General features: G+C 69.2%; 25 protein-coding genes and 1 pseudogene. 12 read left to right on the top strand and 14 right to left on the bottom strand.

The window, feature by feature from the left end; translation table 11 throughout:
- Positions 1–85: 85 nt before the first annotated feature.
- From ACZ6DL_RS12635 to ACZ6DL_RS12645, 3 genes are all read left to right on the top strand, one after another.
- Positions 86–1042 (top strand): type IV toxin-antitoxin system AbiEi family antitoxin domain-containing protein, encoded by a 957-nt coding sequence (locus tag ACZ6DL_RS12635; RefSeq protein ID WP_466050732.1) that lies wholly within the window; start codon positions 86–88, stop codon positions 1040–1042.
- A 506-nt stretch (positions 1043–1548) separates the two neighbouring features.
- Positions 1549–2559: an adenylate/guanylate cyclase domain-containing protein gene (locus ACZ6DL_RS12640; RefSeq protein WP_466050734.1), complete on the top strand. Its 1011-nt coding sequence runs from the start codon at positions 1549–1551 to the stop codon at positions 2557–2559.
- Between the two features lie 48 nt (positions 2560–2607).
- Positions 2608–3375, top strand: coding sequence for an RluA family pseudouridine synthase (locus tag ACZ6DL_RS12645; RefSeq protein WP_466050736.1), 768 nt, complete (start codon positions 2608–2610; stop codon positions 3373–3375).
- Between the two features lie 209 nt (positions 3376–3584).
- Here ACZ6DL_RS12645 and ACZ6DL_RS12650 read toward each other — a convergent pair whose 3' ends face one another.
- Complete coding sequence (locus ACZ6DL_RS12650) at positions 3585–4187, bottom strand: TIGR03086 family metal-binding protein (protein WP_466050738.1); 603 nt, start codon at positions 4185–4187, stop codon at positions 3585–3587.
- A gap of 51 nt (positions 4188–4238) precedes the next feature.
- Between ACZ6DL_RS12650 and ACZ6DL_RS12655 the strand changes: the two genes are divergently transcribed.
- From ACZ6DL_RS12655 to ACZ6DL_RS12665, 3 genes are all read left to right on the top strand, one after another.
- The gene (locus ACZ6DL_RS12655; RefSeq protein WP_466050740.1) at positions 4239–4676 is read left to right on the top strand and encodes a MarR family winged helix-turn-helix transcriptional regulator; all 438 of its coding nucleotides are present in this window, start codon (positions 4239–4241) and stop codon (positions 4674–4676) included.
- 168 nt (positions 4677–4844) lie between these two features.
- Entirely contained in the window at positions 4845–5630 is a 786-nt protein-coding gene (locus ACZ6DL_RS12660; protein ID WP_466050742.1) for a metallophosphoesterase, read from the top strand.
- A gap of 67 nt (positions 5631–5697) precedes the next feature.
- Complete coding sequence (locus ACZ6DL_RS12665; RefSeq protein ID WP_466050744.1) at positions 5698–6375, top strand: phosphodiesterase; 678 nt, start codon at positions 5698–5700, stop codon at positions 6373–6375.
- Here ACZ6DL_RS12665 and ACZ6DL_RS12670 read toward each other — a convergent pair.
- Complete coding sequence (locus tag ACZ6DL_RS12670; protein ID WP_466050746.1) at positions 6372–7433, bottom strand: AraC family transcriptional regulator; 1062 nt, start codon at positions 7431–7433, stop codon at positions 6372–6374. The two genes, ACZ6DL_RS12665 and ACZ6DL_RS12670, sit on opposite strands and share 4 nt — an antisense overlap.
- Before the next feature lie 85 nt (positions 7434–7518).
- On the opposite strand from ACZ6DL_RS12670, the gene ACZ6DL_RS12675 reads away from it, so the two are divergent.
- The 4 genes from ACZ6DL_RS12675 (at position 7519) to ACZ6DL_RS12690 (ending at position 13246) form a co-directional block, all read left to right on the top strand.
- Positions 7519–8985: a flavin-containing monooxygenase gene (locus ACZ6DL_RS12675; protein WP_466050748.1), complete on the top strand. Its 1467-nt coding sequence runs from the start codon at positions 7519–7521 to the stop codon at positions 8983–8985.
- Positions 8986–9060: 75 nt separating this feature from the next.
- Positions 9061–11178: an ATP-binding cassette domain-containing protein gene (locus tag ACZ6DL_RS12680; RefSeq protein WP_466050750.1), complete on the top strand. Its 2118-nt coding sequence runs from the start codon at positions 9061–9063 to the stop codon at positions 11176–11178.
- Positions 11178–11915 (top strand): energy-coupling factor transporter transmembrane component T family protein, encoded by a 738-nt coding sequence (locus ACZ6DL_RS12685; RefSeq protein WP_466050752.1) that lies wholly within the window; start codon positions 11178–11180, stop codon positions 11913–11915. The genes ACZ6DL_RS12680 and ACZ6DL_RS12685 overlap by 1 nt, the downstream gene beginning before the upstream one ends.
- 677 nt (positions 11916–12592) lie before the next feature.
- A complete protein-coding gene (locus ACZ6DL_RS12690; protein WP_396981031.1) occupies positions 12593–13246 on the top strand; it encodes a DUF8020 domain-containing protein in 654 nt (217 codons plus the stop codon).
- 298 nt (positions 13247–13544) lie between these two features.
- Here the strand turns inward: ACZ6DL_RS12690 and ACZ6DL_RS12695 are convergent, their stop codons facing one another.
- The gene (locus ACZ6DL_RS12695; RefSeq protein ID WP_466050754.1) at positions 13545–14801 is read right to left on the bottom strand and encodes a lipase family protein; all 1257 of its coding nucleotides are present in this window, start codon (positions 14799–14801) and stop codon (positions 13545–13547) included.
- 250 nt (positions 14802–15051) lie between these two features.
- Here ACZ6DL_RS12695 and ACZ6DL_RS12700 point away from each other — a divergent pair, with 250 nt between their 5' ends.
- Positions 15052–15696, top strand: a complete 645-nt coding sequence (locus ACZ6DL_RS12700) for a cysteine hydrolase family protein (RefSeq protein WP_466050756.1) — start codon at positions 15052–15054, stop codon at positions 15694–15696.
- A 41-nt stretch (positions 15697–15737) separates the two neighbouring features.
- On the opposite strand, the gene ACZ6DL_RS12705 is transcribed toward ACZ6DL_RS12700, so the two are convergent.
- The 5 genes from ACZ6DL_RS12705 to ACZ6DL_RS12725 are packed head-to-tail and all read right to left on the bottom strand — an operon-like array spanning position 15738 to position 20418.
- Positions 15738–15914 (bottom strand): antitoxin, encoded by a 177-nt coding sequence (locus tag ACZ6DL_RS12705; RefSeq protein ID WP_245549109.1) that lies wholly within the window; start codon positions 15912–15914, stop codon positions 15738–15740.
- 43 nt (positions 15915–15957) lie between these two features.
- Complete coding sequence (locus ACZ6DL_RS12710) at positions 15958–18255, bottom strand: ATP-dependent DNA ligase (protein WP_466050758.1); 2298 nt, start codon at positions 18253–18255, stop codon at positions 15958–15960.
- A gap of 47 nt (positions 18256–18302) precedes the next feature.
- Entirely contained in the window at positions 18303–18509 is a 207-nt protein-coding gene (locus ACZ6DL_RS12715; RefSeq protein ID WP_062968466.1) for an antitoxin, read from the bottom strand.
- A gap of 38 nt (positions 18510–18547) precedes the next feature.
- Entirely contained in the window at positions 18548–19690 is a 1143-nt protein-coding gene (locus ACZ6DL_RS12720; RefSeq protein ID WP_466051297.1) for an MBL fold metallo-hydrolase, read from the bottom strand.
- Positions 19690–20418 (bottom strand): enoyl-CoA hydratase, encoded by a 729-nt coding sequence (locus tag ACZ6DL_RS12725; protein ID WP_466050760.1) that lies wholly within the window; start codon positions 20416–20418, stop codon positions 19690–19692. The genes ACZ6DL_RS12720 and ACZ6DL_RS12725 overlap by 1 nt, the downstream gene beginning before the upstream one ends.
- Positions 20419–20507: 89 nt before the next feature.
- Between ACZ6DL_RS12725 and ACZ6DL_RS12730 the strand changes: the two genes are divergently transcribed.
- The gene (locus ACZ6DL_RS12730; protein WP_466050762.1) at positions 20508–21611 is read left to right on the top strand and encodes an NAD(P)-binding domain-containing protein; all 1104 of its coding nucleotides are present in this window, start codon (positions 20508–20510) and stop codon (positions 21609–21611) included.
- A gap of 21 nt (positions 21612–21632) precedes the next feature.
- On the opposite strand, the gene ACZ6DL_RS12735 is transcribed toward ACZ6DL_RS12730, so the two are convergent.
- The 6 genes and pseudogenes from ACZ6DL_RS12735 to ACZ6DL_RS12760 all read right to left on the bottom strand — a co-directional run.
- Complete coding sequence (locus ACZ6DL_RS12735) at positions 21633–22490, bottom strand: aldo/keto reductase (protein WP_062968475.1); 858 nt, start codon at positions 22488–22490, stop codon at positions 21633–21635.
- Positions 22491–22572: 82 nt separating this feature from the next.
- On the bottom strand, positions 22573–24168 hold the full coding sequence (locus ACZ6DL_RS12740) for a carboxyl transferase domain-containing protein (protein WP_466050764.1): 1596 nt from the start codon (positions 24166–24168) through the stop codon (positions 22573–22575).
- 51 nt (positions 24169–24219) lie between these two features.
- Entirely contained in the window at positions 24220–24822 is a 603-nt protein-coding gene (locus tag ACZ6DL_RS12745) for a GTP-binding protein (protein WP_174186021.1), read from the bottom strand.
- Positions 24803–25177 (bottom strand): DUF742 domain-containing protein, encoded by a 375-nt coding sequence (locus tag ACZ6DL_RS12750; protein ID WP_014981573.1) that lies wholly within the window; start codon positions 25175–25177, stop codon positions 24803–24805. The genes ACZ6DL_RS12745 and ACZ6DL_RS12750 overlap by 20 nt, the downstream gene beginning before the upstream one ends.
- 7 nt (positions 25178–25184) lie before the next feature.
- Positions 25185–25598 carry a roadblock/LC7 domain-containing protein gene (locus ACZ6DL_RS12755; RefSeq protein ID WP_011207200.1) on the bottom strand — a complete coding sequence of 138 codons (414 nt, stop codon included), beginning with the start codon at positions 25596–25598 and terminating at the stop codon, positions 25185–25187.
- Positions 25595–26603, bottom strand: a pseudogene (locus tag ACZ6DL_RS12760) (sensor histidine kinase); the annotation flags it as partial. The gene ACZ6DL_RS12755 and the pseudogene ACZ6DL_RS12760, both read right to left, overlap by 4 nt.

The following is a 26603-nucleotide window of genomic DNA, read 5'->3' on the forward strand; positions in this document are numbered from 1 at the left end:
CCGGAGTTGTCCACACCTGGTGTGTTATCCACATTCACCGCCGCGGCGGGTATTCCGGAGGCGCCGGACGATCACGATCGTCGGTATGGAAGCACCGCAACTGATCTCACGTCGGCAAGCACTGGCCTCCGGGCTGTCCGACAAGGCGCTGCATCGGCTGTGCCGAACCGGCCAATGGCAGCGCCTGCGCGCCGGGCACTATCTGAACTCGCCGGGCTCCGGCCTCGGCGAGACCGGCAGGCATCTGCTGATGACGCTGGCGACCGCGGAGTCCACGTCCGACTCCGCCATCACGAGCCACTGTTCGGCGGCGGTTCTGCACGGCCTGGCGATCTGGGGCATCGCGCTCGACCGCGTCCACCTGACCAGGAATCGGATCAACGGCGGCAGGCTGAGCAGACGGGTCGTGGTCCATTCGGCGCAGGTCGAACCCGATGAGATCACCCTGGTCGACGACATACGAGTGACCACCCCGGCGCGGACGGTCCTCGATATCGCTCGCTCGGAAGGGTTCGAACAGTCGGTCGCGCTCGGGGATTCCGCGCTGCGCCGAGGGCTGACGACCACGACGGAATTGCGCGAACACCTTCGCCGCGCCCGGCACCGCCCCGGCTGCCGCCGAGCCGCCCTCGTCCTCGATTTCCTGGACGGCCGCAGCGAGGACGTCGGCGAATCCCGCAGCCGGATCCTGCTGCACCAGGCCGGTCTCCCCGCTCCCCAGGTGCAGGCCCGGGTCTTCTCCGACGACGAGATCTGCGTCGGCCGCGTGGATTTCCTGTTCCCGGATCTCGGTGTGATCGGCGAGTTCGACGGAACGATCGACCGCCGAGCCACACCCCGCGGCCCGGTGCCCGCCGCACAGATCCGCACAGCGGCGCAGGAGCGCGAAGCCCGGCTCCGTGCCCTCGGCTGGGTGGTGGTCCGCTGGCGCTGGGACGACCTTTCGGCTCCCACCCGCCTGGCCGAACGCTTCCGCGCTGCCATCCGCGCAGCCGCCGACAAGCGTCGCACCGGCTACTGGACCCCTACCCCCAAGCCATGAGCAGCCCGCCCACCAGACCGACGGTGCCGACCGAACGTCCAGAAGCCACCGCCCGGCCGGAGCCCGGGCCGCTGTGGGAACCGGCGGCGTACCGACCACGCCAGGGGGCGGGCTGCGATGTCTCGGTCTGCTGCGACGATATGGCGGGACTCCGCACCGCTACCGCACAACCCGGACATGAACTTCTGGAGGGCCGCCGACCTCTGACACGTCCTCATGACCGAGACGCTCGGCCAGCCCTGGTCACCGGCCAGCCACATCCGCTCCCGCCAGAAACCCACCCTTTTCGACGGCGACCGGGGCTGGGACATCAGTGGCGGCAGACCCATCCCGGAGGGCATGCCAACACCCGTGCACGACCGGATCACCGCACCGCGCTCGGGCGGCAGTTCCGGGTGTCACCGAGATGTGCCTGCCGGCAGCGCGGAGCCGAAGACGGCGCGGTGAGTATGTGAACTGCCCCAAGGAAAGCCGGCGCGCCGGATTCGACCCGTAAGGTACCGATCATGGTGCCCACCGAGAGGTCCGAGTTGGTGCGATCGGTCGTCGAGTCCTACCTGCTCGACGGACCGCGCCGGTACAACCGCACCGAGGTCGCCGAGCAGTCGGGGACCACGACGGCGCTCACCAAGAGATTGTGGATCGCGCTCGGTTTTCCGTCGAGCATCGGCGACGAAGCGGTCGACTACGCCGACGCCGACGTCGCGGCGGTGCGCGACTTCGAGCAACTGAACGTGTTGTCCTCGGCCGACACCAAGCAACAGTCGGCGACCGTGCGCACGCTCGGCCAGGGCATGGCGCGCCTGGCGGAATGGCAGGTCGACCTGGTGCTCGCGGAGATCGAGGAGCGGATCGCCCGAGCCGAGCCCGATACCGACCCCGAGCAGGCGGTGCGCACCGCCACCGAGGGCGCCATCGCCACGCTGGAGCAGTTGAACATCTACGCCTGGCGGCGCCATCTCGCCGCGGCGCTGTCGCGCTCACTCGACCCGGGTACCAGCGCCGGTGAGACGGTGCGTGAACTGGCCGTCGGTTTCGCCGACATGGTCGGCTACACCAGGCTGACCAGGCATCTGCATCCCGACGAGCTGTCCATGCTGCTGGAGGCGTTCGAATCCACCACCACCGCCGCCATCACCGAGAACGGCGGATGGGTGATCAAGAACGTGGGCGACGAAGTCATGTTCGCCACGGAAACCGCCACCGAGGCCGCCCGCATCGCCCTGGCCATCCAGGAGTCCACCATGATGGTCGGCGGCACCCCGGACCTGCGGGTCGCTGTCGCCTACGGCCCGGTCCTGCAACGCTTCGGGGACCTGTACGGCTCGGTCGTGAACATCGCCTCCAGGCTCACCGGCGTCGCCCGGCCGGGCACCGTCCTGATCGATGACCACGCCGCCGCCGCGCTGGAGGGCGACCCGGCATTCGCCATCAAGCACCTGCGCAGCGTCCGGGTGCGCGGCTTCAACCGCCTGCGCCCGCACCTGCTGCGCCGCAACGGCAAGAACGGCAGGTAGCCGAGACCGCGTGCCGCCCGCCGCGGACGGCCGCCCTAGGCTCGTCCGGTGGACAAGGACTGGTCACAGCTGCGCGCCCGTTGCCTCGTCGAGGAGGACGCGGCGATCCTGGCCCTGCACAAACCTGCCGGGATCTCCGTCACCGGCGAGCGCCACGACACCGACCTCGTCGAACTGGCCGCCGAAGCGGGGGAAACGCTGTATCCGGTGCACCGGATCGACAAGGTGACCTCCGGCCTGATCCTGTTCGCGAAGGAACTGCGCGCGCACGGCGAGCTGACCAGGCAGTTCAACAAGCAGACGGCCGAGAAGGCGTACCTGGCCGTCGTGGCCGCCACCGGACTGCCCGATACCGGCGTATTCGATCTGCCGCTCAGTGTGGGCCGCAAGAACCGGGTGCGGATCGCGGCGCCCCGCGAAAGCATCCGCCACGAGGCGGGCCGCTGGTTCGTCGACGACGCCGACCTGCTGCCCGCCAAGAACTACCCCTCGCTCACCCGGTTCGCGACGGTGCTGCGCGGCGCGGCGCACACCGTTCTCGCGCTGCGCCCGGTCACCGGCCGCCGCCACCAGATCCGCGTCCACCTGGCCTGGACCGGACACCCGATAGTCGGCGACCCGTTGTTCGACCGCTCCGGCGCCCATGCCCGGACCTACCTGCACTCTTGGCATCTCGGCCTCGCCGCCTCGTGGCGGACCCCGCCGGAACTGACGTTGACCGCCGAGCCGGACCCCGATTTCTGGCGCCCGCTGGACGAACCCGCCGAACCGGCTGCCCTCGAACGCGCTGCCCACTCGCTGCGGACACTCGGCTAGCGCCACCTTCCCTCCGCACCGACCACGGCCTCCTCGCCTGAGCGTCGAACCGCCGAACCGCTTCCTCGTGCCTGCCTTCTCCGTGCCTGGCCTCGGGCTGTGCCTGGCTGAGGAACATCGGCTCGCGATTCGTCCACAGTCGTCCCCAGGCAATCGCCCGGAGGCACCCAGCCGGGACGGGCTGCCGCGCGGCGGTCCGCGGCAGCAGGTCAGTTCGGCCAGTTCGGGGAGCGGCCGAGGAGCAGGAGGATCTGGTCGAGGGTCGGGGTTTCCTCCGGAACGGACAGTGCCGGGGCGAAGGCTGCGCCGGGGGCGGTGCGTTCGGGACCGTCGGGGACTGCGAGGGCGATGCGCAGCGCCGCTTCGGCCACGTCGGGATCGAGGGTGATGGTTTCGCCGATCGACCGCGCTACATCCCAGGCGTGGACGACGCTGTCCACGAGGTGGAAGCCGATCGCGAAGTGCGCCGGGATGCCGCGATCGGGCAGGACTTCCGGCAGCAGCAGTGCGCGCTCGAAGACGTCCTCCGCGGCGAAGCCCGCGAGCACGTCGTCGGCCGAGACGCGATAGTCGGCGACCGGATCGTCGGACGCGCGAACGGCCCAGACATCGGGATCGCCGCTGCCCCGCGCGGCGGCGGCGAAGCCGTGATTCTGCGCGATCATGTGTTCCAGCAGGTCACGAAGGCGCCAACCGGCGCAGGGTGTTCCGGAATCCAGTTGATCGGGACGCACGCGGGCCACGGCCTCCACGCTCGCTCGAACCGACCGAGCGTGCTGGTCGCGCAATTCTTTCAGGGAATCAGTAAGCATGCGCCTATCGTATGCTTAAGCTTACGATTTTCCAAGCAGTATCGTCGGTCCATGTCCAACGCTCGTCCCGATCTGGCCGCGATGATCGTGCCGCTCGTGCGGGCGCTCATCGCCGCGGAAACGCCCATCCTGGAACGCCACGAACTATCCATGTGGGGCTACTCCGTCCTGCTCGGCCTGGACGCGGAACCGGTCTACACCCAGGCGGCACTGGCCAAGGCGATCGGCGCGGACAAGACCCGCATCATCGGCGTGCTGGACGAGTTGCAGCGCCGAGGCCTGATCACGCGCGAACCGGACCCGTCCGACCGGCGGGTCAACCTGGTGTCGCTGACCGACGAGGGCCGCGCCCTCCGCGACCGCGTCCAGCGCGACATCCAGACCGGCGAGGACAAACTGCTGGAGCAACTCCCCGCCCAGGACCGCCGCGTGTTCGTGCGCGCCCTGCGCACCCTCTCCGCCGCGGTATCCGAGCAGTCCAAATCCTGACCGCGAACCTCACGCATTGTGTCCTGGGACACACATCCCCGAGCACCATTCGCATGGTGGCGAGCGTCATGACGACTCGTAATGCGCAGGTCAACTAGCCTGATGACGTGCGGCAGCCGCAGCGCGCGCACACTCTGACGCAATGCAGCGAACCCCTAGCGAAAGCGAATGCCGATGATCCTGGTGGCTCAGGTCAGCGACACCCATTTCGATCTCGGCGCCCGCAACGCCCAGCGTGTTCAGCGGGTGATGGAGTTCTTCGCCGGGTTGCGCCACAAGCCCGACGCCATCCTCGTGACCGGCGACATCACCGATTCCGGCAAAGCCGAGCAGTACGCGGAGGCCAAGCTCGCGTTCGACACCGAGATCCCGGTGTACGCCATCCCCGGCAACCACGACGACCGCGCGGGCTTCCGTACCGCCTTACTCGGCGAGCCCGCCTCCGACGCCCCCATCAACCGCTTGCACCGAATCGGTGATCTCACCCTCGCGCTCTTGGATTCGAGCGTTCCCGGGGAGCCCGGCGGACGACTCGCCGAGGAGACCTACCGTTGGCTGAGCGGCGTACTCGACGCCGCGCCCCCGGCCAAACCGATCCTGCTCGCCCTGCACCACCCGCCCGCGCACCTGTACAGCCCGATCGTCGACGGGATCTCCCTCGCCGATCCCCAGCGGCTCGCCGACCTGGTGGCCGGTGACGACCGGATCGTCGCCGTACTCACCGGGCACGCGCATTCCGCCGCCACGACCACGTTCGGCGGACGCCCACTGCTGGTCGGCCCGAGCACCGCGTCGGTGCTCAGCGGCGAGTGGGAACTCGACCTGCCCGACCACGTCATGGACTACGCGCCGGACCCGACGATCTCGCTGCACGTCATCGGCGACGATCACCGGCTCACCACCCATTTCCGGACCGTTCCGATGGGCGGCCGGATCGGCGTGCAACCGGCTTGAGCACGGTTTACCCGGCACCAGCCGGGGCAATCGGGAGGCACGAGACGCCTACCCGGGAGGATGCACCATGGTCGACCTGCCAGCCGCAGTGGTGAAGAGCGCGTTCGCGACCGGAGCGCGGATCCGGCATGCGCGGGTGTTCCACCCGAACGGGTTGCACCTGGCCGGTCGTCTGCACGCCGAACCCGAGTTCGAGCCGCTGTTCGGCAGCGGCGAACGCGCGGTGATCGCGCGGCTGTCCAAGGGCGTCGGACTACCGAACGGCCTGCCCGACGTGCTCGGCCTGGCGTTCCGAGTACTCGACCGGGACGACGAGCCCTGGGACTTCGCGCTGGCCACCACGGGGCAGGGATCGCTGGGCCGGCTGGTGATCACCCCGGCGCGCGGCTGGGCCAGCGCGCGCTACGGCTGCCTGATGCCCTATCGGATCAGCAACTCCGCGCCGACCTGGTTCTTCGCCGAGCCGGACGGTGTGCAGCCCGCTTCGGCGTCGCTCGAGGCGATGCGAGCCCATCTGAACGAGGATCTGGTGAGCTTCACCCTCAGCGCCGGCCGTCTCGGCGGACCCACCCGGCGGGTCGCCGAAATCACGCTGCGGCCCGCCGAATCCGCCGAGCACCGCACGGATTACTTCGATCCGATGCTCAACCACCCGGCAGAGGTGGAATTGTTCCCCAAAGCCATCGGCAAGATCCGCGAACTGGCCTACACGGGCAGCCGCAGCGGCCGCGGCGAAGGGGCTTAGCGCCGGACGACGCGTTCGCGGCGATAGGCGGCCGGGGTGTTACCGGTCCACCGCTTGAAGGCGAAGATGAATGTCGAGGCTTCGGCGTAACCGAGGCGGATCGCGACATCGCTCACCGACAGCGGTGTGGCGGTGAGCATTTCCTCGGCCAGAGCACGCCGCACCTCGTCCAGCAACGCCCGATAGCTGGTGCCCGCCGCGTCGAGATGCCTGCGCAGCGTGCGCGTGCTCATGTTGAGATCGTTCGCCACGGCGTCGATGCCGGGCGGCGCGGCGAACCCGTCCGCGCCGCCGCGCGGGACCAAGCGCTCGCGCACCTCGGCCGCGATGCCGGTGCGGGCCCTGCGGCGGTGCACCAACTCCCGGCACTGCGCCAGGCACATCGCCCAGGTGTGCTCGTTGGCCTGCGGCAACGGCTGCTCCAGCAGCATGGGTTCGATGGCGAACAGGTTGCGCGGCATGTCGAACCGCGGGGCCACCAGGGTGACCTCCGCGATCCGATCGACGTAGCCCGGTGCGGGAAAACGGAATTCGGCCCTGGTCAGCGGCAGGCGCGTGCCGAGCAGATCGCTCATCACCTGATGCATCGCGGTGACGTCGCGTTCGACGAGGAACTGGCGCACATCCGTCGGCACCGACTCGTCGTGCACCACCGCGACGAACTCGTTCTCGCCCCACTCGGCCACCGGTAGGCAGAAGGTGAAGCTGAGGTCCAGGTAGCGCAGCGCGAAGCTGATCGCCTCCCCCAGCGTCGGGCTGCTGACGCAGGCGAAGCCGAAGATGCCGAAGGTGGTGATCCGGTAGCGGCGGCCCACCTCGACGCCCAGCGCGGGACGGCCGGCGAGTTCGCGAACGAGGTTGCGGATGACCGCCAGTTCGGTGTGCGCATCGATCTGCGCGTCCGGATCGCGCAGTTGCTGCTCGGTCAGGGCGGTGCCGTGCAGCATGCGCGCCGCGGGCACGCCGTGTTCGGCCGCGTAGCCGACCATCAGCGCCACGCTGGCCACGCCGCGCGGAAAGTTCCAATCGCGGATATCCGGATCCTGCACCCGCTCCACGCGGACATTATGGCCGAATTTCTCTATGCGACGGCACAGCGGCTCCTACAGTGGAGACACCTACGGTCGGAGTGAGGAGTGTCACATGACAACGCGCGGTCGGCCGTCGATCCTCATCATCGGCGCGGGCTTCGGCGGCATCGGCATGGCGATCGAGTTGCGCCGCAACGGCTTCGACGACATCACCGTGCTGGAACGGGCCGCCGACCTCGGCGGGGTGTGGCGGGAGAACACCTACCCCGGAGCGGCCTGCGACGTCCCCTCGCCGCTGTACTCGTATTCGTTCGAACCCAAGCCGGACTGGCCGCAGCGGTACTCGGGGCGTGCCGCCATCCACGCCTACCTGCGCGGCGTCGCCGAGCGGCACGGCGTGCTGTCGGCGATCCGCTTCGGCACCAGCGTCACCGACGCCGAATTCGATGACGCCACCGGCCGGTGGACCGTCCGCACCGCTGACGGGGACAGCCGCGTCGTGGACGTGCTGATCTCGGCGGTGGGTCAGCTGTCGCGTCCGTCCCTGCCCGCCATACCCGGCATCGACACCTTCGCGGGCCCGTCGTTCCATTCGGCCGAGTGGGACCACGATGTCGACCTCCGCGGCAAACGCGTCGCCTGCGTCGGCACCGGAGCGAGCGCTGTCCAGTACATTCCCGAGATCCAGCCCGAGGTCGCCCATCTCACGCTCTTCCAGCGCACACCGGCCTGGGTGATCCCCAAGTTCGACACCGACTACTCGCCGATCCAGCACAACCTGTTCGCGCGGATGCCCGGCGCGCTGCTGGCCGAACGATTCGGGTGGTGGTCGATCGCGGAGTTCGTCTCGCTCGGACTGGTCGAGGTCCCCGCCATCGCCCGGTGGGTGGCCCGCATCGCCTCCCGGCACCTGGCCGAGCAGGTCGAGGATGCACAGCTACGCGCGAAACTCACCCCGGACTACCCGATCGGGTGCAAACGCGCGCTGTTCTCCAACGACTACTACCCCGCGCTCACCCAGCCGAACGTGCGGGTGGAGACCACCGCGATCAGCGAGATCACTGCGCAGGGCGTGCGCACCGCCGACGGTGCGACGCACGAGGTGGACGTGATCATCTACGGCACCGGCTTCAAGGGCACGGAGTTCCTGTGGCCGATGGAGGTCTACGGTCGCGGGGGCCGCAGGCTGGCCGACGCCTGGGCCGACGGCGCGCACGCGTACTACGGCATCGCGGTGCCCGACTTCCCGAACCTCTTCCTGGTCTACGGGCCGAACACCAACCTCGGCGTCGGCTCGATCGTCTACATGATCGAGTCGCAGACCCGCTACATCCGTCAGGCGGTGCGGTGGCTCGCCGACCACCCCGGCCACTGTGTCGACGTCCGGGCGGACCTGGAGGAGGGCTACAACGCCGCGCTCCAGCAACGACTGGCCCGCACCCCGTGGAACTTCTGCGCGAGCTGGTACCGCAATTCCGCGGGCCGTATCACCAACAACTGGCCCGGCTCGCAGACCAGCTACCGCCGCCGCACCCGGCGCTTCGATCCCCGGCACTACACCCTCGACCCGGTCTCGTGACGAAGCGCACGGCTGCCGGCCCCGCTCGGATTCGACTCGACGCGGCACCGCCCGCCGGGCTGGCAGACTTGTGCTGTGAATGAACTGGCCTGTCCGGGCGCATCGGAGCAGCGCGGGCCGCTGCGTCCGATCGAGCTGGCCACCGGCGCCGTGCTCGGTGGAGCCACCGTCGGGCTGGTGACCATCGGATCGGTGATCCCGTTCGCCGGCGCGCTGCAGTTGGTCGCGGCGGTCCCGATCGGGCTGATCGCGCATCGCTTCCGGCCGCGCGCCCTGATCACCGCGACCATCGCCGCCACGCTGGTCACCTTCGTGGCGGCCGGTATGGCGGCGGCGACGGTGCTGGTCGCCTCGGCCACCATGGGCGGCATCATCGGCACCGTCAAGCGGCGTGGCGGCGGGCTCGTCGCGGTGCTGGGGCTCTCGCTGCTCACCGGGCTGGTGTGGGCCGCGCTCGCTGTCGGTTCGCTGCTCGTGCTGTCGAGCGCGCGCGGGCTGGTCTTCGACAACATCCGCAACGGCGCGCGCGGCTTGCAGGATCTCGCCGCCCAGGTGGGCGTGACTCCGCTCGGGCGGGTCGTGGCGGAACTGGCCGACGCCGTGCTGCGCTCGTGGTGGGTGTGGCTGGGCGGCGGCGTCGCGCTCGGCATGATGGCCACCGGGGTGTGCTCCTGGTATGTCCTGGGCTCGGTGCTGGACCGGCTCGACTGGCTGCCCGGGCGGGACCGGCTCGACGCACCGCTCGACGCCCGGCCCGTCGCGCCGCTGCCGGTCACGCTGCAACACGCCGGGTTCCGCTACCCCGGCGCCGGTCGCGACGCGCTCAGCGACGTCGACCTCACCGTCGAGGTCGGGGAATTCGTCGCCGTGGTGGGGCACAACGGCTCGGGCAAGTCCACGCTGACCCGGTTGCTGGCCGGCCTGCCGCCCACCTCTGGGTCGGTGCGGCGGCCCGGCTCGGCCGGACTGGGGCGGCTGGGCGGCACGGCGCTGGTGTTGCAGCGACCGGAGAGCCAGACCCTCGGCGTGCTCGTCGCCGACGACGTGGTGTGGGGATTGTCCGCGGACCTGGCCGCCGAGGTGGACGTGGAAGGACTGCTGAGCGAGGTCGGTCTCGCCGGGATGGGCGGCAAGGAGACCGCGACGCTCTCCGGCGGTCAGCAGCAGCGGCTGGCGGTCGCGGCGGCACTGGCCCGGCGGCCCGCCCTGCTGATCGCCGACGAAGCGACCTCCATGATCGATCCGGACGGACGCGGGGAACTGGTGGAACTGCTCGCGGGCCTGCCGAATCGCCACCCGATGGCGGTGGTCCTGGTGACCCACCACGAAGCCGATGCCGCGGCCGCGGACCGGGTCGTGCACCTGTCGGGTGGACGGACGGTCGCGCACCTGCCCGCGTGGCCCCGTCCGGCACGCGCCGCGCGCCGCAGGCCGATGGGTGAACCGGTCCTCGAACTGCGCGATGTCCGGCACACCTACAACCGCGCGACGCCGTGGGAGGCGCCCGCGCTGCACGGCGTCGACCTGTCCGTCCGGCAGGGCGAAGCGCTGCTCGTCGTCGGCGGGAACGGCTCGGGCAAGTCCACCCTGGCCTGGATCATGGCCGGCCTGATCGAACCGAGTTCCGGCCGATGCGAACTGCGCGGGAAGCCGGTCGGCAAGCAGATCGGCGGGGTCGGGCTCGCGTTTCAGCATTCCCGCCTGCAATTGCAGAAGCAGACCGTCGGCGCGGAGATCGCGGACTGGGGCGGACGCGCCACCGGCTCCGGCGCGGTCGGGCGCGCGCTGGACGCGGTCGGGCTGGACCGGTCGCTGGCCGCGCGATCGATCGAGGAACTCAGCGGCGGACAGGCCAAACGGGTGGTGCTCGCCGCGATCGTGGCCAGCCATCCCCAAGTGGTCGTGCTCGACGAACCGCTGGCCGGACTCGACCCCGAGGGCAGAGCCGACATCGTGGAACTGCTCGCCCGGCTCCGGGACGCCGGTTTGACGCTGATCGTCATCTCGCACGACGTGGCCGACATGGCGGCGGTGTGCGACCGCACGGTGCACCTGCGATCGGGACGCATCCTGAGCGCGGAATCCGCGTGGGCGGCCACGCCGGTGCCGAGCGAGGCGGCCGCGCGAGCCGACCCCGGAACGCTGCACGCGCCCGGTGAGTCGGCCTGGCGGTTCGAGCACGGAGGTCGATGATGAGCACCGTTCTGCTGCGTCAAGTGCCGGTCGCCAGTCCGGTGCACCGGCTGTGGGCGGGCACCAAGATCATCGGCGTCTTCCTGATCAGCCTGGTGTTGATGTTCCTGCCGTCCTGGCCGGTGCTCGCCGTGATGACGGGGTTCCTGGTGATCGTGGGCGTCGTCGCCCGGCTGCCGCTCGGCACGCTGCCGCGCCCGCCCTGGTGGTTCTGGGCGCTGTTCGTCGTCGGCGGCCTGCTCACCGTCCCCGTCGGCGGTGCGGCGGTGCTGCGCTACGCGCAGATCGCGATCTTCACCCTGATCCTGGTGACCGCTTCGTTCCTGATCGCGTGGACCACACCGATGGGTGACGTCGCGCCGGCCCTCGCCAAACTGGGCGCGCCGTTGCGCAGGCTCAGGATGCCGGTGGACGAGTGGGCTGTCGTCGTCGCGCTCACCCTCCGCGGTCTGCCGTTGCTCATGGAGGAGATCCGGGTGCTGCGCGCCGCCCGTCGCCTCCGCCCCAAGGACCGTATGCTCGCCCGCGCGGTCGACAACCCCCTCATCGACATCCTCACCGCGGCCATGGCGGTGGCCACCCGCCGGGCCGGTGAACTGGGTGAGGCGATCACCGCACGCGGTGGCACCGGGCAACTCACCGCCCATCCCAACGCTCCCGGCCTGCGCGACGCTCTCGCTCTCGTACTCGTCTTCGGCGTCTGCCTCGGCTCCGTCGCACTGCACTTGCTGCTCTGATACACGCGAGAGAAGTGATGGCTGCGAGCCGAATGGGTGAAGAACCGGGTCTCGGTTGGTCGCGGCCCCTAATGGTTCGCGGGGCGGAATTCCGGGCCCGGGATTCGCTGAATATTTGCAGACCGTCTGGCGTCACTCGAGGTAAGGCCCGGTCGATGCCACGGAAAGCACTGTCGGCGGTTCACGTACCGCGCTTCGGCGGGAACGGTAGCCGTCACCCCAGCCAGTGAGGCCCACCCGCCTGCCCACACCACGACTCGGCCGCCCGGATCACGGCCACGCCGCGCCCCTCCCCTCGCACGCGCCCCGAGCCTCGCGAAATACACTGCCGTGCCGGAGATTACACCTGGCGCACAACCGTGTACGCATGCTTCGGATGCAATGCTTCGATTCGAAGATCGCACCCCACCGCCCGAATGAAGCCCGCCCGGACCCATTCGAACGCCCGTATTGCTCGATCAATAAATAGCGGAAAGCTATAACATCACCACTGGGCAAAGCCGGAAGATTACCCTCTGAATTCGTGTCCCAAACCCCTTCGGCCACAGTACAGTTATCACTCGGAAGTAACTGTCTTTTGGATCACATCACGGATGTACACGCCGATGGGGGAAGGAAATTCGGCGTGCGCCGCGTTCTCTATTGCTCGAAGCCTGATGAAGATTGGAAACCGAGAAATGATTCTGCGGAAAGTCACTGCCGCTGTCGTGCCACTGGTCGCCGCGCTCACGGTGGGGTCCGGTGTCGCGCACGCGGAACCGGGCGCGACAGCGGTTCCGGACATCGGCTACCAAGCCGAGCTGATCGGGAACAAGGTCGTCACGACACTCACCGCGGGCACGTTCGAGGTGCGCGGCGACGCCGTCGACATCAAGGACGCGGCGGGTGCGGTCGCGGTCACGCTGCCGCTCGCCTTCCGGCAGGACGGGCTCGAATACCCCATGTCCCACGTGGTGCGGGACGCGGGCCGGGTGCTGGAGCTGACCGTCGTCAAGGACGCGGCGCAGGCGCGCCCCGCGGCCACGCCGGTCGCGTCACCGTTCGAGAACCAGCGCGCGATGGACGCCTTCCTGTCGCAGTTCGGCATCGCCACCGCGGTCGGCGGTTTCATCGGCACGGTGATCGGAGCGCTCGTCGGTCTGACGGGCATCATCGGCGGACCCGTCGGTATCGCCACTGTGCTCGCGGGCGCGGGTATCGGCGGCATCATCGGCACCATCGTCGTCGGCGGACCGGCCCTGATCATCGCCGGTATCGATCTGATCAGCACGCTGGCCGCCCCGCCCGGCAGCACCAAGTGGATGGACACCACCGGGCGTTCGCAGAACTGACCGGTGCCCCCTGGCGCTACGCGCACCGAATCGACCGCGATTCGGTGCGCTTTCGTCTGTGCGGCCAGTTGATGGTTCGCCGGAAGCGGCCGCCGCGCCCGACGTATCCGCGTCCGCCGACGGACATGGTGCCGCACCGTCAGCGGCTCCCCGACACGAATACCGCCCTCATACACCCCCACCCCTCGACGAAGACATACCGTCGACCACTCCCGAGACCAACGCCGCCCTTCCGCAACCACGCTGGTCGACGGATACGGTGCGCGCCGACCAACGTCCACGATCAGCCGGTCGTCCTTCACCGCTCCCGGCATCCGGCGGCCACCGGCAGACCCGCGAACCGATCGCCCAGAAAATTCATCGCGCCCGGCGCCTCACCGATCGCCGCCGGGTTGTGGGTGGGCAGCATCGAGTGCACCGAGGTGATCGCCGCTCCCTGCGCGCAGTACCGGCCGACCAGGTCGGTGAAGCCCGCCACGGGGATCACGTCGTCGGTGCGGCTGTGGTACAGGTACATCGGCGTCTCCGGCGCACTGCCGCCGAGTTCCTGGGCGCCGGTCGCGGCGCGGAAAGCCGGATGCGACAGCAGATCCGGGACGACGGCGAAGTCGTCGACCCGCGCCCCGACGTACTTCGGCACCAGGTCGGACCCGCACATGGTGGCATTCTCGGCCAGCGCCGCGCGCCCCCGATCGTTGAGCAACGCCAGCACGCCGTTGCCGGGATCGTTACGCGCGATGGCGAACAGGATCAGCAACGCCAGCCCGGCCTGCACGGTGCCGTCCGCCTCGCGCGCTATGGCGGGCCAGTCCGCCGGAACGCCACCCGAGGTGATGCCCGCGAACCGGACGTCCGGCGCGTACCACGGCTGCATCTGCGCCGCCCACAGCGTGGCGAACGCGCCGCCCGAATAGCCCCAGGCGCCGATGGGCGTCGCGGGCCCGAGCCCGGCCTGCGGAAGATCACGGGCCGCCCGGATGCCGTCCAGCACGCCGCGTCCGGAGTTCACCCCGTCCAGGAACCGGGATCGCGGACCCTCGTAGTCGCCGGCCACCACCGCCCACCCGCGCCGCAGTGCCTCCGCCATGAACGGCGTGTCGATGAGAGTGTTCACCGCGCCGCTGTCCCAGCCGCCGCGCAGCGCGAACGACGGCGCGCACCGCGTGCCGAGACTGTCCTCGGGCACCTGATACGACAGCAGGGGCCGGGCGCCCGGGCCGAACCACGGCAGCATCGGGACCATCACGGTCGCCACGTCGGCCACGGGATCATCGCTCGCGTCGGTGCTGCGATACTTCACCTGCCATGCCGAAACCGGCAGGGGTAGCCCGAACAACGCGATCGGGCGGGAATCCAGCACGGCGCCGTTGTGGTAGCGCTCGAGCTCCGCGGGGGCCGCGTAGAACGGGTCGTGGTCCGGCGGGGGTAGCTCGGCGTGTGCCGCCGGGACGGCGGCAAGAGCGATCAGCGTGGACAGCGCGATCCCCAGGATCGCGGTGCGCACCGGGCGGTTGCTCGCCTGCGCGGTGACAGGCGCTGCGTGCACATCCTTCATCAGGGCCTCCCCAGTCCCGGCGAGGCGGTGAGTGTCCCGGTGCGGTCGGCGCCGGTTCACCTGGCCTCCAGACCTCAACGGTACTGCCGGGCGGACGGACCCGGCAACGGGCGATCGCAGGTCACACCCACCGCCGCCGCTGTCCGCGGGGCTGGCTACAGTGTTGGCCAAAACATCCCTGGCGCAATCGAATAGCTGTTCGGCGGCACCCCGCCGACAGCGCGAGCGCAACGAAGAGGAGTAGCCGAGCATGCGGCATGGCAACGGACTGGACATCCCCGAGGGACTCGCCGACGTGTGCGCGCCCGACCGGATGGCGGTGATCGTCTACGACATGCAGGTCGGCGTGCTCAGTCAGTTGCCGGACGGCCCGGAGATCATCGAGCGGGTGGTTCGGGTGGTCGACGCGGCGCGCTCGGGTGGCTACCCGGTGATCTTCCTGCGCCATTTCTTCCTGCCGGAGCGGCTGAGCGGAGCATTCGCGCTGCGCATGGCCATGAGCTGGCAGCAGGTGGATTCGGTGGACGAGGTGCGCTTCATCCTCCAGCGCGACACCCCGGCCTTCGAGCTGGTTCCCGAGCTGCGGCCGCGCGCGGACGAGGTGGTGTTCGACAAGACGTCGATGTCGGCCTTCGAAGGGACTCCGCTGGCCTCGATGCTGCGCGATCTGCGCATCGGTGCCTACGCGATCGCGGGCGTCGCCCTGGAGATCGGCATCGCGCCCACGGTCACGCATTCCACCGATCTCGGATTCGTCCCGGTGGTGATCAGCGACGCGGTCGGCGGCCGGGACAAGGAGGCCATGGCTCGGGCCTACGCGGATTTCGAATTCCAGGGCCACGCGCTGGTGACCGACATCGCCACCATCACCCCGCTGCTCGCGGGCGGCAACTGACCCGGAACGGGACCCGGCCACGACCGGGTCCCGTTCGACGCTCACTTCTCCCGCAGGGCTTTCTTGGCCGCGTCCTGGGCGGCGTCGACCTGGCTCGTGAACTTGTCGCCCGTCTTCTCGTCGACGAGGTCGCCCGCCTTGTCGATGACCGCGTCCAGCTTGTCCGCGTTCTTCTGGGCCAGGTCCATCGCCTTACCCGCCAGGTTCTTGAAGTCCACCGTGCACTCCTCGTTTCGCGCTGGGAACAACCGCGAGACAACCCTACCCAGCGCCCAGCCAAGCCGGATGCCACAACCGGCCCGTCTCGGTCCAGTTCATGAATCGCACGGTGCCACCGAGTTTCGGCGTCACCCACACCGCCTCCTTGCGTTCCTCGGTGGTGAGGTCGTTGTCGAACGGCGAGGTCTTGCGCTCGAGCTTGCGCAGCCGCGCGGCCAGCTCCCGCATGGCCGAGTCGTCGAACCCGGTGCCGACCCGTCCGACGTAGACCAGCCTGCCGTCGTGTGGAATACCGACCAGCAGCGATTTGAACTCTCGCGCCGTGCTGCGCCGCCACCCGCCGATCAGCACCTGCTGAGTGCGCCAGTTGCGCTGCTTCACCCAGGCATGCCCGCGCTTGCCCGGCAGGTACACCGAATCCTTGCGTTTCGCGACCACGCCCTCCAGCCCGTGCTCCTGGCTGTAGCGCAAGGCCTCGGCGCCCGAGCCGTCCAGTCGTGGCGGCACCACCATCGACGGCGCGTTCGCGGCGAGCGCCTCCAGCACCCTGCGGCGATCGGAATATCTTTTGCGCAGCAGCGACGTGCCGTCCAGGTACAGCACGTCGAACGCGACGAACACCGCCCGCGCCGCGTCGGCTTGCAGCAGGCCGAGGTTCGCGACTCCGTGATCGTCGAAGACGACGGCCTCACCGTCCAGCACCACCCGATGCCCGGACAATTCTCGCCGCAGCGCCGCGATGCGCGGATAGCGGTCGGTCACGACGTTGCCCGCCCGGCTGTGCAACGTGATCGCGCCGGAGTCGATCTCGGCGATCAGCCGGAAGCCGTCCCACTTCGTCTCGAAGCACCACTCGTCCGCGCCGAGATCGGCGACGTTTCCGGGCGTCGCGAGCATCGGCGACAGACCGCGCGGAAGTGGCGAGGGCCCGTCGGTGGGACGAATGATCCGGCCCGGCGGCTGCCGCACCTGCGGTTCTTCGGCTCCGTTCCCCTCCCGCATCAGATGCATCAGCCATTGGTTGCCGTTGGTCTGGATCAGCGCGTACCGGCCGGTGAGCCGCTTGCCGTGGAACCGCACGATGACCTCGTCGTCGCGCCACTTCTCGGTCTCGTAGGTGCCGGAGTCCCAGATCGTCATCTCGCCCGCGCCGTACTCGCCCTTCGGGATGGCTCCGTGGAAGTCGAGATACTCCATCGGATGGTCCTCGGTGTGCACGGCGAGGCGGTTCTGCTCGGGAGAGGTCGGCGGGCCTTTCGGCACCGCCCAGGACACCAGGACACCGTCGCGCTCCAGCCGCACATCCCAGTGCAGGCGCCGCGCGTGATGCTCCTGCACGACGTAGCGGTTGTCCGCGCCCGGCGCGGGCGGCTGCGCGGGAACGGGCTCGGGCGTGCGGGACGGATCCCGCATCGATCGGTACTTCGTCAACGCGTCCGGGCCCGCTCCCGCCGCGGACGAGCCGTTTCCCGCGGGCGGCGCATCCAGTTCGGCGAGCAGATCGCCATCCGATCGGTATCTGGCGAGTACTTCGTCGAACCGCAGATGCCGCAGCTTCTTCCGGTTCTCGATCTCTTTCCAGGTGCGTGGAGCGGCGACGTTCGGCTCCGGCCGCCCCCGCATCGAGTAGGGCGCGATGGTGGTCTTGGCGGCGTTGTTCTGGCTCCAGTCGAGGAAGACCTTGCCGCCGCGAGCCGCCTTCGCCATCGTCGCCGTGACCAGGTCCGGGCGCAGCCGTTGCAGATTGGTGGCCACCTGTTTCGCCACGGTGGAGGCGCCGTCCGAATTCAGTTCGCGATCCAGCGGCACGTAGAGGTGGATTCCCTTGCTGCCGCTGGTCACCGGGAACGTGCGCAGACCGATGCCCTCGACCATCTCGCGCACCGCGAGCGCCACCTCGGCGCATTCGGCGAGCCCGACTCCCTCGCCCGGGTCCAGATCGAAGACCAGCCTGGTGGCCGGGCCCATGTCGTCGCCGTCGAAACGCCACTGCGGCACATGCACTTCCAGCGCGGCCTGCTGGGCGAGCCAGGCCAGCCCGGCCTCGGAATCGATCAGGGGATAGACGACCTTGCGATCGGAATGCCGCAGGGTGCGCCGCTGCATCCAGGAGGGGGCGTGCGACGGGAGATTCTTCTCGAAGAAGGACGGTTCGTCTACGCCGTTGGGCCAGCGCTTGCGGGTGACCGCCCGCCCGGCGACATGCGGCAGCATGGCCGGCGCGATCGCCGAATAGTAGGCGATGACTTCGCCTTTGGTGGTTCCGGTGGCCGGGTACAACACCTTGTCGAGGTTGCTCAGGTCAACCTCGATACCACCGAACTCGCGGCGGGCCACCATATCCGAAGTGTAGCGGCGGAGACCCGGTCGTGGTCTCCGCCGCTCGCTCAGGCGTGCGGTCCGGACTGGTCCGGCGGGACCACCTTCTTGGCGGCCTCCTTGCCCTTGGCGATCTTGTCGGTGTACTTGCCGTGCGTCTTCTGGTCGATGAAGTCACCGGCCTTGTCCACCGCTGAATTGATCTTGTCGGCGTTCTTGGCCGCCGCGTCCTTACCCTTGTCGACCAGGCCCTTGACCGTATCCGCGAAACTCATCGCCGTGATCCTTCCTGTCGCCAACTAGCAGAAGTCGTTCACTCCACATTCTCCCACCAAGAATCCGCAGGTGGGGCACTCGACGGGTCCACACGCTGCCCGGGCACGGGCACCGCGACCTCGGTGCCCGCCGCCCGCGCCGCTGCCACCATGCGCCGGACCGGCTCGGACCAGCCGTGGAAGGCGAGATTGAAGGTGGCCCAGTGAATGGGCACCAGCAATCCGTAACCGGCATTCCCGCCGCACAGGTCGGCGTGTGCCCGGACCGCCTCCTCGGGATTCATGTGCACATCCGGCCAGCGCTCGTCGTAGGCGCCGATCGGCAGCAGCGTCAGGTCGAACGGACCGAGCGCCGCGCCCGCCTCGGCGAACGCCTTGGTGTAGCCGGTGTCGCCTCCGAAGTAGGCGCGCCGCGTCGGCCCGACGATCGACCACGAGGCCCACAACGTGGTGTTGCGCAGGAGGCCGCGCCCGGAGAAATGCCGCGCCTCCGTGCAGGTGAGCACGAGATCCACGCCGTCGCGGTCCCGGCCGAGTTCGGTGAGCGACACCGAACCGCCCCAGTCCAATTCGACGATGCGATCCTCCGGCACACCCCAGTGCCGCAAGTGGGCGCCGATACCGATCGGCACCAGGAACGGCGCGCTCTGGCGTGCCACCAGCTCCCGCACGGTCCACTTGTCCAGGTGGTCGTAATGATCGTGCGAGATGAGCACCGCGTCGATCGGGGGCAGGTCGGCAAGCGGCTGCGGCACCGGATGCATCCGCGCGGGCCCGACCAGCGCCGACGGCGAAACTCGCTCGCTCCACACCGGATCGGTGAGAATGCGGTACCCGTCGACCTCGACCAACGTCGTGGCGTGGCCGTACCAGGTGACGGCGAGCGCGGACGCCGCGGGCGGCTGTTGCGGCGTCCGCAGCGGGATGGGGCCCCGCGGCCTGCCCGCGTTGCGCTGGGTCAACGCCGAGACCAGCAGCGAGGGAGCCGAACCCGCGACCACCTGGCTACTGGGTTCGGTGTTGTGGAACTGGCGGTCGCGATAGGTCGCCGCGCCCACCGCGTACGGCTGGATCGCCGAGATCGAAGCGCCCATCGCCGAAGGGATGTCCCATACCGCCCGGACCACCCAGGTGATGCCGAGCGTGCCCGCCGCGGCGCCCGCGATGCGTCTGATGTCCATCATCGCCCCACGAATTTCGCGGCGCGCTTTTCCTGCCTGGCCAAACGACCCTCCTTGGCATCCTCGCTCGCCCACGCGGCCTCCAGCGCGGCGCGCTGCTGCGCGGTTTCCGGATCACGCGTTCCGTCGTCATTGAGCACCAGCTTCATGTGCCGCAGGGACAACGGAGCCAATGCCGCGATCTGCTTGCCCCAGGCCTGCGCGTCGGACGCCGCACCGATCCGGTTGGCGAACCCGAAGGCGTAGGCGTCGGCGGCCGATATCTGTTCGGCGCCCAGCAGCACCGTGCGCGCCGGACCGCCGCCGATCAAGGCGACCAGCCTGCGCACGGTCCACCGATCCACGCTGATGCCCAGTTTCGCCGCGGGAATGGCGATGTACGCCTCCGGCGAGACCACCCGCAGGTCCGAAGCGAGCGCCAGTTGCACGCCCGCCCCGATCGCGGCGCCGTTGATCGCCGAAATCACCGGGATCGGCACGGATTCGATGGTGTGCAGCGTTTCCAGCCACTCGGACAGGAAATCGCCGGAATACACCCCGGACAGATCGGCGCCCGCACTGAAGACCGGGCCGCGCCCGGTCAACACGATGACTCGCGCCTGGTCGGCGACAGCGGCGAGCACGGCCTCGCGCAGCAGCGTCACGAGTTCGTAGTTGAGCGCGTTGCGGCGCTCTTCCCGCTGAAGTTCGATGGTGACCACGTCACCGTCCCGGCTGACCCCGAGCATGCGACCTCCCCGACTGAACGGTCCGTCTGATCTCTTCACTCTGCCACAGGGGACGAACCATTCCGCGCCGGGCGATACGATCACCGGCTGTGCCGACCGACTTCGACATATTGGTGATCGGCGCTGGTCAGGCGGGACTGTCGGCCGGTTACCACCTCCAGCGCCTCGGGCTGCGGCCCGAACGGCACTTCCTGCTCGTCGATCGCTCCCCCGGGCCCGGCGGCGCGTGGCAGTTCCGCTGGCCCTCCCTCACCTTGGACACGGTCAACCGGGTGCACGACCTGCCCGGCATGTCGTTCGCCGAGACCTTGCCGCCGGGTTCGTCGTCCGCGCCCGCGGCATCCGCTGTCCCGCACTACTACGAGCTGTACGAGAAGCGGTTCGACCTGCGCGTTCACCGCCGGGTATCGGTCACCGTGGTCTGTGATCGCACCGAGGAAGGCGGCCCGGCCGAACGCGGCGCGGTGCTCGGCGCGGAGACCGACGCGGCCGGCCTCATCCGGGTTCGCGGCCTGATCAACTGCACCGGCACCTGGGAGAATCCGTTCGTTCCGCACTATCCCGGCGCGCAGACGTTCACCGGTCGCCAGCTGCACACCCACGACTACCACAGTGCCGTGGAATTCGCGGGCAAGCACGTCGTGGTGGTCGGCGGCGGCATATCGGCCGTTCAACTGCTCGACGAGATCTCCCAGGTCACCACGACGACCTGGGTCACGAGAACACCGCCGCGCTTCCGCGAGGGGCCGTTCACCGAAGAGGCGGGTCGAGCCGCGGTCGCGCTGGTCGAGGACCGGGTCCGGCGCGGGCTGCCGCCGGGATCGGTGGTCTCGGTCACCGGGCTGCCGCTCGACGACCGGTTACGAGCGGCACGAGCTCGCGGCGCGCTCACCCGACTGCCGATGTTCGAGCGCATCGAGCCCGGCGGCGTGCGGTGGGCCGACGGAACCTTTCAGCAGGCGGAGGTGATCCTGTGGGCCACCGGCTTCCGCAGCGCCCTCGACCACCTCGCGCCGCTGCGACTGCGCGGGCCCGGCGGCGGCATCACCATGTCGGGACGGCTGGCCACCCGGGTAGCCGCCGATCCGCGCATCCATCTGATCGGCTACGGGCCGTCGGCCAGCACCGTGGGCGCCAATCGCGCGGGGCGCACGGCGGCGCTGGAACTCACCCGGCATCTCGGACTGCGCTGACGGTGCGCGCGGCCCGAGTCGTCAGTCGATCAATCCGAGCGTGAGCGTATCCGGGTCCCCGCCGATGCGCGAACCGCTGTCCAGGCCGTTGATCGCGTCCATCTGCTCCGCGGTCAGCTCGAAGCCGAACACGTCGAAGTTCTCCGCGATCCGCGACGGCGTCACCGACTTCGGGATGACGACGTTGCCCAGTTGCAGATGCCAGCGGATGATCACCTGCGCAGGCGTGCGACCGACCTCGGCGGCCACCTGGGCGATGGTGGCGTCGTCGAGCAGTGTGCCCTGTCCGAGCGGACTCCACGCCTCGGTCGCGATCGCGTTGGCGGCGTGGAACTCACGCAGTTCGCGCTGCGCCAGGCTGGGGTGCAGCTCGATCTGGTTCACCACCGGGATCTCCCCGGTCTCGGCGATGAGCCGCTGGATGTGCGCGACCGTGAAGTTCGAAACGCCGATCGACCGCACCCGGCCCTGTGACTTCAGCGCCTGGAAGGCGCGGAAGGTGTCCACGAAACGGTCGGCCACGGCCACCGGCCAGTGGATGAGGTAGAGGTCGAGGTAGTCGAGGCCGAGCCGCTGCATGCTGGCGTCGAACGCGCGCAGCGTCGAGTCGTAGCCCTGGTCGGAGTTCCACAGCTTGGTGGTGACGTAGATCTCGTCGCGGGGCAGGCCGTATTCCCGGATCGCCCGGCCGGTGCCCTCCTCGTTTCCGTAGATCGCGGCGGTGTCGATGCTGCGGTAGCCAACCTCGAGCGCGGTGGTGACGACCGAGAAGACGTCCTCGGCGGGTACCTGGAATACGCCGAAGCCGAGCTGCGGGATCACGTTCCCGTCGTTCAGCACGATCGAGGGAACGGTGCTGGTCTCGCTTTTGAAGGTCACATTCCGACGGTAGAAGTGTGGCGGCGAACCGTCAATCACGCGCTCTGGTGTGTTGGCCTGCAATTTGCTGGTAAACCTGCGGTCAGCCCGTCATACCGGGCAGACCGAGCCGCCGGTACCGTGCTTGGCGCGCCGCGAGCAACTCTGGTTCCGGCCGTGCGCGCAAGGTCGCCAGTTCGTGCGCGATCGCCGCGACCATCCGCCGGGCGAAGTCCACCGGTTCGTCCGCCGCGTCGGGAAACTCCGGCACGATCCGGTCCACCACGCCGTCGTCCAGCAGGTCGGCGGCACCGATCCGTTGTGTCGCGGCCAATTCCGCAGCATGGTCGGTGTCGCGGAAGACGATGGCGCTCGCTCCTTCCGGCGGCAGCGGGGCGAGCCACGCGTGCGTGGCGGCGAGCACCCGGTCGGCGGGCAGCAGCGCCAGCGCGCCGCCGCCGGTGCCCTGGCCGAGCAGCACCGAGACGGTCGGGGTGTCCAGCGTCACCAGATCGGCGATGCAGCGGGCGATCTCGGGTGCCAGTCCGCGCTCCTCCGCCTCCTTCGACAGCGCCGCGCCCACCGTGTCGATGACCAGCACCAGCGGCAGCCGCAACTCCCGAGCAAGCGCCATACTGCGCCGCGCCTCACGCAGCGCCGCCGGGCCCATGGTGTTCTCGCCCTGCTGGCCGCGCCGGTCGTGCCCGAACACCACGCACGGCCTGCCCCGGAAACGACCGAGGGCGAGCAGGGCGGTGCGATCGGCCTCGCCCTGACCGGTGCCACTGAGCGGAACTCGTTGCGTCACATGACGTAAAAGCTCCCGTATGCCTGGGCGCTCTGGGCGGCGGGAGATCAGGACCGACTGCCACACCCGATCGTTCACAGCGCGGCTTCGCCCTTCGTCCAGCCGAAGTCGTTCTGCTTCAACGCTTTCAGAACCCTGAGCATGGTCCGGCGCGACCGAGCCCTGTGGTTGCGGCGCGATACGCTCGGAATTGAACTGTGCCGCGGCGGAATCGGGCAGCTCGATGCCGCTGAACACGCTCAGTGCGCGATGGGCGATGCGGCGGAAGACCGGGATCGTCAGGACGCCGTCGATGACGCCGCGGCGATACAAGTTCTCCGCGGTCTGCACGCCTTCCGGAAAAGGCCTGCCGTACAACGCTTGATAGACCCGAGGGCCGAGAAACCCGATGAGCGCTCCGGGCTCGGCGAACGTGATGTGGCCCAACGAGCCCCAGGAAGCGAAAACGCCACCCATCGTGGGGTTGCGGAGGTAGACCACGTAGGGATGACCCGCCGACTTGTGGGCCGCCACCGCACCGGCGATCTTCACCATCTGCACGAAGGCGACGGTGCCCTCCTGCATCCTGGTCCCACCGGAGGTCGGCGACGCGACCAGCGGCAGTCCCAGTTCGGTGGCGCGCTCGACCGCCGAGACGATCCGCTCCGCCGCGGCCACGCCGATCGAGCCGGCCAGGAACCCGAACTCGCAGGCGATCACGGCCACGCGGCGACCGCGCAGCAGCCCTTCGCCGGTGAGCACCGATTCGTCGGTACCCGCCGCGACCGCCGCCTTTCGCAAGGCATCGCGGTACTGCGGGGAAGCGGCCACCGTCACCGGCGGCCGGTCCCAGCTGACGAACGAGTCCGTGTCGAGCAGCTGCTCGAGTAACTCTCGCGCCGAAGTACGCACCGGGCGAGCCTATCCGGCCCTACCCGGTGCTCCGGCGAGCCGCGCGAGCACTCAGTAGCCCTGCATCACCTTGCGCAGCGCGTACTCGGTGAGCGCGACCAGCGCCTGCTTGGCCGGCTCACGACGACGCGCGTCGATGGACAGGATCGGCACATCGGCGGGCACGGCGAGCGCCTGCCGGATGTCCTCGATCGGGTACCGCGGCGCGTCGTCGAATTCGTTGAGCGCCACCAGGAAGGGCAGGCCACGCGCTTCGAAGTAGTCGACGGCCGCGAAGCTGTCCTCCAACCTGCGCGTGTCGACCAGCACAACGGCGCCGATGGCGCCACGGATCAGGTCGTCCCACATGAACCAGAACCGATACTGGCCAGGCGTGCCGAACAGGTACAACACCAGATCGTCGGCGAGACTGATCCGGCCGAAGTCCATCGCCACCGTGGTGGTCGACTTCATCGGAATGCCGGTCAGGTTGTCGATCCCGGCGCTGGCATTGGTCACCAACGCCTCGGTGCGCAGCGGAACGATCTCCGACACAGCACCGACCAACGTGGTCTTCCCGACGCCGAAGCCACCGGCGACCACGATCTTCGCCGATGTCGGCTTGCTGGTACGGGTGTCGACCTGCGCCGTCGAATCAAATACGCCGGAGTCCACTGAGAACCCTTTCGATCAGCTCGCGACGCTCATCGTCGCTGGAATCGTCTTTCAAAGTCGCCGATACGCGTACGTGCCCGGCCTCGATCAAATCGGCCACGAGCACACGGGCCACCCCGATGGGGATGCCCAATCGGGCTGCTACCTCGGCAACGGACGGCGATTCTCTGCACAACTCCACGATTGACGTCTCGATGTTGGTCAGTTCGAACTGCCGCTCGAGGGCGACCGGATGCGATGCGACGAGAGCCTCCAACGCCAACTCGACCGCGGGCCTGGTACGGCCTGCGGTCAGCGAGTACGGGCGTACGAGGCTCGGCTCGGCGCTCCCCACGCGGTGATCTTCTATGTCCATCCCACCATCAGGAACCCATCGTGACGCGTGGCGTGGCCTGAACAGTCTGGCCAACACGCTCGACCAACAGAGCCATCTCGTAACCGACCTGACCGATGTCACACGAAGTGTTGGTCAGCACCGCGAGATAGGAACCGTCGCCGACAGCCATGAGTAGCAGGTATCCGTGCTCCATCTCCACGACGGACTGGAGCACGGTGCCGCCCTCGAACAGATTCGAGACGCCGACTGACAGGCTGGCCAGACCGGCCGTGACGGCCGAGAGCTGTTCGGCGCGGTCGACGGGCAGCTGGGCACTCGCGGCCATGAGTAGGCCGTCCGCCGAGACCAGGACGGCATGGGCTACGCCAGGAACCTCGTTGGCAAAGTTCGAAACCAGCCAATCCAGCTGACGATTCGTACCACCTAGATCGGGGTTCATCGGTCTCCTTTATCTCCGGTTAGGTTCATTGCTCTCATTGCGCGGCCATCCCGGACGCCCTGCTGGTGACGACTCAAGCTGGACCTGATCGTTTCTGGGTCACGGCGCGGCGCCCGATCCGCCGCACCGCTTACGCCGCCGGGGACAAGCCTTCCGCCCGGATTGCGTTGCGGCAAGCCGGCAGCCGTTTTCGTCTCGGGCTGCGCCTCACTGGCGCGCCGAGCCGCTTGCCAACCTTCGTCACCCGGCGATTCGAAGGAGGCGGCCACCTGGGACCGATCCGCGTTGGGATCCGACAGCCACGCCGACATCATCTCGGCGAAGATCGGCGTTCCGCCCATCAACGCCCCCGACTCGTCCGCGGGCTGCAACCTGGTCTGGAAGAACGAGGCCGTCTTGGCCGGGTTGGACCGGAAGCTGTGCTTGCCTGGATCGCGCCCCGGCGCGGTGGCGGGCTGCTCTTCGCTCGCGGCGTGCTGGCCACGTTGCGGCAGCGCGATACCCGGCGGCACCGGCTGGCGCTGCGGCGCTTGAGCGCCCGGCTGCCGTTGCGGCAGACCGGTCAGCCCGCTCTCGCGCTGCGGCGGACTCGACGGTGCGGGCGGACGCTGCGGCAGACCGTTCACCGCACCCGCCTCACGCTGCGGCAGACCACCCGCCGCGTCACGCTGCGGCACACCGTTCGAAGCCGAATCCCGTTGCGGCAGACCGTTGACAGCGGGCAGCGCGCCGGAGCCCGGCTCGCGCTGCGGCAAGCCGTTGACGGAATCGCGTTGCGGAAGGCGATGGGCGCCGGAATCCCGCTGCGGAAGACCGCCGGTGGTTTCGCGCTGCGGCAGCCCACCGGGCGCGGCGTCGCGCTGCGGGAGGTTGGGCGCCGGATGCCGCGGCGGCAGGCCGGTCGAGCCGGGCTCACGCTGCGGCAGACCACCCAAGGCCGACTCACGCGACGGCAAACCGGTGGAACCCGGCTCACGCGACGGCAGACCGGTCGAACCCGGCTCA

It is taken from the genome of Nocardia sp. NPDC041819, from assembly GCF_055590505.1.

Bases quoted from the DNA above. Each gene is read 5' to 3' on its own strand.
- ACZ6DL_RS12635 (WP_466050732.1), top strand. From the start codon at position 86: ATGGAAGCACCGCAACTGATCTCACGTCGGCAAGCACTGGCCTCCGGG.
- ACZ6DL_RS12640 (WP_466050734.1), top strand. From the start codon at position 1,549: ATGGTGCCCACCGAGAGGTCCGAGTTGGTGCGATCGGTCGTCGAGTCC.
- ACZ6DL_RS12650 (WP_466050738.1), bottom strand. From the start codon at position 4,187: ATGCTTACTGATTCCCTGAAAGAATTGCGCGACCAGCACGCTCGGTCG.
- ACZ6DL_RS12655 (WP_466050740.1), top strand. From the start codon at position 4,239: ATGTCCAACGCTCGTCCCGATCTGGCCGCGATGATCGTGCCGCTCGTG.
- ACZ6DL_RS12660 (WP_466050742.1), top strand. From the start codon at position 4,845: ATGCCGATGATCCTGGTGGCTCAGGTCAGCGACACCCATTTCGATCTC.
- ACZ6DL_RS12665 (WP_466050744.1), top strand. From the start codon at position 5,698: ATGGTCGACCTGCCAGCCGCAGTGGTGAAGAGCGCGTTCGCGACCGGA.
- ACZ6DL_RS12675 (WP_466050748.1), top strand. From the start codon at position 7,519: ATGACAACGCGCGGTCGGCCGTCGATCCTCATCATCGGCGCGGGCTTC.
- ACZ6DL_RS12685 (WP_466050752.1), top strand. From the start codon at position 11,178: ATGAGCACCGTTCTGCTGCGTCAAGTGCCGGTCGCCAGTCCGGTGCAC.
- ACZ6DL_RS12690 (WP_396981031.1), top strand. From the start codon at position 12,593: ATGATTCTGCGGAAAGTCACTGCCGCTGTCGTGCCACTGGTCGCCGCG.
- ACZ6DL_RS12695 (WP_466050754.1), bottom strand. From the start codon at position 14,801: ATGAAGGATGTGCACGCAGCGCCTGTCACCGCGCAGGCGAGCAACCGC.
- ACZ6DL_RS12700 (WP_466050756.1), top strand. From the start codon at position 15,052: ATGCGGCATGGCAACGGACTGGACATCCCCGAGGGACTCGCCGACGTG.
- ACZ6DL_RS12710 (WP_466050758.1), bottom strand. From the start codon at position 18,255: ATGGTGGCCCGCCGCGAGTTCGGTGGTATCGAGGTTGACCTGAGCAAC.
- ACZ6DL_RS12715 (WP_062968466.1), bottom strand. From the start codon at position 18,509: ATGAGTTTCGCGGATACGGTCAAGGGCCTGGTCGACAAGGGTAAGGAC.
- ACZ6DL_RS12720 (WP_466051297.1), bottom strand. From the start codon at position 19,690: ATGGACATCAGACGCATCGCGGGCGCCGCGGCGGGCACGCTCGGCATC.
- ACZ6DL_RS12725 (WP_466050760.1), bottom strand. From the start codon at position 20,418: ATGCTCGGGGTCAGCCGGGACGGTGACGTGGTCACCATCGAACTTCAG.
- ACZ6DL_RS12750 (WP_014981573.1), bottom strand. From the start codon at position 25,177: ATGGACATAGAAGATCACCGCGTGGGGAGCGCCGAGCCGAGCCTCGTA.
- ACZ6DL_RS12755 (WP_011207200.1), bottom strand. From the start codon at position 25,598: ATGAACCCCGATCTAGGTGGTACGAATCGTCAGCTGGATTGGCTGGTT.